This is a genomic window from Anabaena sp. FACHB-1237 (genome assembly GCF_014696225.1).
Classification (GTDB): Bacteria; Cyanobacteriota; Cyanobacteriia; order Cyanobacteriales; family Nostocaceae; genus FACHB-1237.
The window spans coordinates 1-4967 of the sequence record NZ_JACJPV010000081.1 but is presented as its reverse complement, the minus strand read 5'-3'; the positions used below and the strand labels follow the sequence as shown (position 1 = coordinate 4967).

The following is a 4967-nucleotide window of genomic DNA, read 5'->3' as shown; positions in this document are numbered from 1 at the left end:
TATAAAGTACAATTGTACTAATTACATTTAAAAATATAAATCAGTACAATCTTATGATAACAGATGATAACAATGTTATCAATCAATTAATTTATATTTCTTCTCCCTACGTTTCCATCCAAAATACAGATGTCCCTCATCTACCAATTCCTCACCTTCATCGTCTTTACCTATTAAATCCTCTGGTTCTTTCTCTAAGTCCTTTAAAAAGTCTTTAAGCACACCACCACTAGCAATAGTTCTCGCTTTATGGAGTTGTCTAGTCAATTCCAAAAACCATTCTCTATCTACGGTTAAATCACTTTCCTTAGTACAGTATTTAAGCAATTCAGGAATAAGACTAGCAGGACTATTACCCTTCTTAATAGCTTGTACATCTAACACAGGATTGTAATCAATCCTTAAACAACGTTTCCAAAGTTTTACCCATTCAGCTTGTTTAAGATAATTTTTACCAAAATAACTAGGCTGTACCATAAATAAACAATGAAAATGTGGATGTGCTGATCCATCTTTACCCCTGGTAACTTCCGTTGACTTTAGCCAGCCGATCGCAGGAAAATCTTTTAACCTAGTAAAACGTTTAAATGATTCGTGCATCCAATCTAAAGTTTTGCGTAAGTCTCTAATTTGGCAGTTATGCACAGTCAAAGTAACAAACAGCCAACGATAAGTAGGATACTCAACAAAAATCTTTGGTAGAATCTTATATGCTTTAGCTTTCCACATAAGAGAACGTCGCCATTGACAAACAGGGCAATGCCTAACACGACAAAACTTAGCTGAGTTTAATTTTAATTTCATTAATCCCTCGTCTGCATCTGGTACAAGACGGAAATCTAATAATTCAGAACAGTCATTGATACGGTGAGAATATTCCTGAAACTCACTACCTGCATAATAATTTGATACTTTATCAGCATTAGAACGATGTTTATCCCAGGGCTTGTCTCTTTGAGATAAATCAGTTAAACTAGGAGTATTAGAAATATTCGCCGCAGCCGAAACTGGAATTTCGGTCATGGCAATAAAATCCGTGATTTGGTTGATGTCGCAATCCAACTATATCACGGATTTTTCAATTTTTATCTACAAAATAGCTGAAAGCCTTACAGAATACGGATAAACAGGCTTACTGCGTGCGCCCGTTATCCCTCATAATTCAAGTAAAGGCGGAAAAGACAAAATCTATAATCGGGGGTCACATAAGTAAACCCTGGATTTGTGCTGCGCGATCGCCTCCTGTTAATTGCCGCTTAATCTCGCTACATCAATTAACCAGCAATTAGCAGGAGCAAAGAATGATTTTTCAAATAGACAATACATCACATACTGATATAGTCTTAGTAGACTCAGATCACCAATACTTAGATACAACTATGTGGATTGAACCGGAATTTTCCAAAAAACAAATTAGAAAAGCGGGAGAATCATTAATAGGAAAAGATGAAAAAATAGGAATAGATGATGCTCTTATAATTTTAAGCAATTGGAGAGGTTCACACGCATATCCATTAAATAGTGTACAAAATTCATTAAGATATCGTGCGAAACAATTAGATAATGATTATATAATAACACAACGGTTAAAAAGAGCATCATCAATTAAAGATAAACTCAATAGATTTCCTGATATGAAACTTGATAGAATACAAGACATAGGAGGATGTAGAGCAATATTATCTAACACACAATTAGTTTATCAGTTAAGAGAAGATATTATTAATATGCAAAGTGTTAATATAATCAAAGAATATGATTATATTGAGAAACCGAAAGAAAGCGGATATAGAGGTATTCATTTAATATCTCAATATTGTGGAAAACAAAGTATTTTTGAAGGATTAAGAATAGAAATACAAATAAGAAATAAAATACAACATTACTGGGCAACAGCAGTTGAAATTATTGATAGATTTACTAATCAACAATTAAAATCTGGATTGGAAGATAATAAATGGGTATTATTTTTTAAATTAATGAGTTTATTAATGACAGATATAGAAAAAGGTAAAACAATAAATTTAGAATATGCAAAACAATTAAAAAACTTAGAAAATGAGCTAAAAGTAAAAGAAAAGTTAACAAATTACTCTGTATTTGTTAACTGGACAGAAAATGAAGAAAAAAGAAAAGGTAAATTTTTACTAATGCTAGATACAAACAAAAGAACAATAAGTGTAGAATATTTTAATGATAGACAACTTCTAGAAGCTACAAAAAACTACGCGCATTTAGAAAAACAATTTGAAGAAAAAAACATTGATATTGTTTTAGTTGAAGCAAAATCAATACAAGAACTTAAAAAAGGATACCCAAATTATTTTGCTGATTCATCAGCTTTTACAGGATATTTATCTTATTGCATAAATCAGGTATCGGAATAACTAAACAATTAAAATTTATTGACTCAATATGCAATTACCAGAACCACACTACTCACGAAACAGATGGATCGCACAAATAGAGAAAGACTTTGCACTCATCAACCCCATGTATCATAACAAAGGCAAATTCGTCGTCCTCTGTTGGAATCCAAAAGGGCTAATGTGTGACAGGTGCAAAATCTTTAACACAGTAGAAGAATGCCAAACTTGGATAGACAGCGTAGAAGAACAAACACAACACATAATCACAGAATATGGTAAAGCTACAGTGTTTATTTGTGGTGACGGTGAATATTGGTGGAGCAGAGAAGATGAAGGTAAACAAAAATACAGCCCTCTCTACCAAGTCATCAATATGGAACACGCTATAGCAATGGTAAAATGTAGCCTAGAATCATTAGCAGACAAAGAAAGCATCTTCTAATTAGTCGTTGAGTACCATAGGTGCGCGAGAGGGGAATGCCCCTCTCAGGACTCTCCCCATACCTGTTTTTGACTGACTGCCAGTTAAATAGTCGTTTAACCCCTAAATTTATCAAAGCAGTCAGTCACCGCTACGCTAAAACAGGTTCAAAAATTATCTGATAACAATTGTTATCACTAGTTATCAAATAATTAAAAACCATGTTATCATAAAACTGATAACACAAGGTGATAACAATTTTATGGCTAACCCATTTTTCTCAGGACGCATCCCTCAAAGCCTTTATGACAGAGTAGAAGAATATATAAGTGAATCGGGTAAAAGTAAAACTGAGTTACTTATTAACGCATTAAGCAGCTATTTAGATTTTCCCGTAGAGGCAAAAGAAACAAATAATAGTAATGAAGAATTATGGATAGCTATAAAAGAATTACAAAAACGACTTGAAGTATTAGAACAGGGATCAATAAAGAAAAATGTTATCACATCTGATAACGATGATAACATAGAAATAGATATAAATCCTGAACAGCTTTCTTTGTTAGAAAAAGAAGAAACAAAAGCCAACAGTAAATTACTAACAACAAAGGAACTTATTGATCTACCAGAAATAAAAAAGCTAGATACACAAAAAGTTAAAAATAAACTTAACAATGCAAAGCAACAACAAAAATTACCTATAAAAATAGGTAATTACTTAATAGATAATGGTGGAAGAGATCCAAATAGTCCAAAAAATATTCTTTGGAAAATTAGCATTGATAACACTTGATAACGATGTTATCAATTTAAAGATTTTTTGTCATCTAAAGGGTTTTTAGGTGAGATAACAGGCTGGGAAATCCGTTTCCTAACAAACTTAATATGCTCTGCGAAATCTATTGGTTGAGATACATAATCAGCAGGGAGTACAATTTCAATAGCTCTTTCAACAGCAGTTAAAGGATGCAAATTCTCCCTAAGCATAAAATTAGCAGCAGCTTCACAAACAGATATATATCTTTGCAGAGGCATTGCAGGAAAATAATCTCTTATAAGCTCATTATTATTTACTTTCTTACCCAGCATTTCAGATATACATTCTTTCATTTGCTTAGAAGTTTCAGTAGTTATAGCAATATTAATTGCATCATGTACCTTAGAAAAGAAAATCCCGCGATACTTCTCATCATCATACTTTTTAATCTGCTCTAAATAGACTTTAACTTGATCAGTCATCCTTAATCTAGCTTCATCTTTTAAAGCATCTCTATAAACAATACGATCTAAATCTAAGTAATCATAAACTGGGTTTTTACCAGTAGTCATCCACTCACGAATCCATTTACTTACTTGAATGGCAAATGGTTTATTACACCACTGAGCAAGCTGAATTGCTAAATCAGGGTGCAACCAAGTACCACCTCCTGTTTCTGGAGAACCGCGCTTAGACAAAACTAAACCTAAAAATATTTTAGAATATTTAGAAGCTGAAAGCCTTGCTATATCTAAATTGCGGAATTCTCCGCTTTTGATTTCAATACCCAAATCATCTGCAAGAGCCACAAACAAATCAAAAGTATCTTTAGTTGTAAACCAATCGTTTATGTTTTTATTATGCGCGAGACACATCGCAGTAGCATTAATAAAACCATCTGAAATCCTTTGCTCAACTTGGATTCCATTAACATCCCTAGAAACTTTTTGTTCTTTTTTGCTCATTAATAAAGCCCCAAATCAATATCTTTCCTAAGTCTATCAATAACAACTAGAGGTCTAATTTTGTAACCTGCATTAAGTAAATCTTTTAAATATACAAACATTCCTCTGTTAGAATGCTTGACAGAAATACCCGTTAAATCAATAGTTTTAGACTGCGTTACATTATCCAATGATAAACCATTGTCAATAATTTTGGCAACTTCTAATACTCTATCCGCGATCGCTTCAGGTACACGAATAACCTTTGTTTTACCATGATTCCATTTATACCTGTTGCCTGCGCCTTCTCTCTTACCACCTCTAGGCATAATTTTTGATTCCGTTACAATATAAAGTACAATTGTACTAATTACATTTAAAAATATAAATCAGTACAATCTTATGATAACAGATGATAACAATGTTATCAATCAATTAATTTATATTTCTTCTCCCTACGTTTCCATCCAAAATAC

General features: G+C 32.6%; 6 protein-coding genes. 3 read left to right on the top strand and 3 right to left on the bottom strand.

The genetic code is table 11. The features are described 5' to 3' along the window. Window positions 1-78: 78 nt before the first annotated feature. Window positions 79-1023: a protein rep gene (locus tag H6F32_RS20020; RefSeq protein ID WP_190371023.1), complete on the bottom strand. Its 945-nt coding sequence runs from the start codon at window positions 1021-1023 to the stop codon at window positions 79-81. A 278-nt stretch (window positions 1024-1301) separates the two neighbouring features. On the opposite strand from H6F32_RS20020, the gene H6F32_RS20015 reads away from it, so the two are divergent. From H6F32_RS20015 to H6F32_RS20005, 3 genes are all read left to right on the top strand, one after another. Continuing rightward, window positions 1302-2387, top strand: a complete 1086-nt coding sequence (locus tag H6F32_RS20015) for a RelA/SpoT domain-containing protein (protein ID WP_242031208.1) — start codon at window positions 1302-1304, stop codon at window positions 2385-2387. 28 nt (window positions 2388-2415) lie between these two features. Then, window positions 2416-2811, top strand: a complete 396-nt coding sequence (locus tag H6F32_RS20010) for a hypothetical protein (RefSeq protein ID WP_190371022.1) — start codon at window positions 2416-2418, stop codon at window positions 2809-2811. A gap of 241 nt (window positions 2812-3052) precedes the next feature. Beyond that, complete coding sequence (locus H6F32_RS20005; RefSeq protein WP_190371021.1) at window positions 3053-3583, top strand: hypothetical protein; 531 nt, start codon at window positions 3053-3055, stop codon at window positions 3581-3583. 11 nt (window positions 3584-3594) lie between these two features. Here the strand turns inward: H6F32_RS20005 and H6F32_RS20000 are convergent, their stop codons facing one another. After that, window positions 3595-4512 carry a KilA-N domain-containing protein gene (locus tag H6F32_RS20000; RefSeq protein ID WP_190371020.1) on the bottom strand — a complete coding sequence of 306 codons (918 nt, stop codon included), beginning with the start codon at window positions 4510-4512 and terminating at the stop codon, window positions 3595-3597. Then, window positions 4512-4820: a hypothetical protein gene (locus H6F32_RS19995; RefSeq protein WP_190371019.1), complete on the bottom strand. Its 309-nt coding sequence runs from the start codon at window positions 4818-4820 to the stop codon at window positions 4512-4514. Before H6F32_RS19995 ends, H6F32_RS20000 begins: the two co-directional genes overlap by 1 nt. Window positions 4821-4967 lie beyond the last annotated feature (147 nt).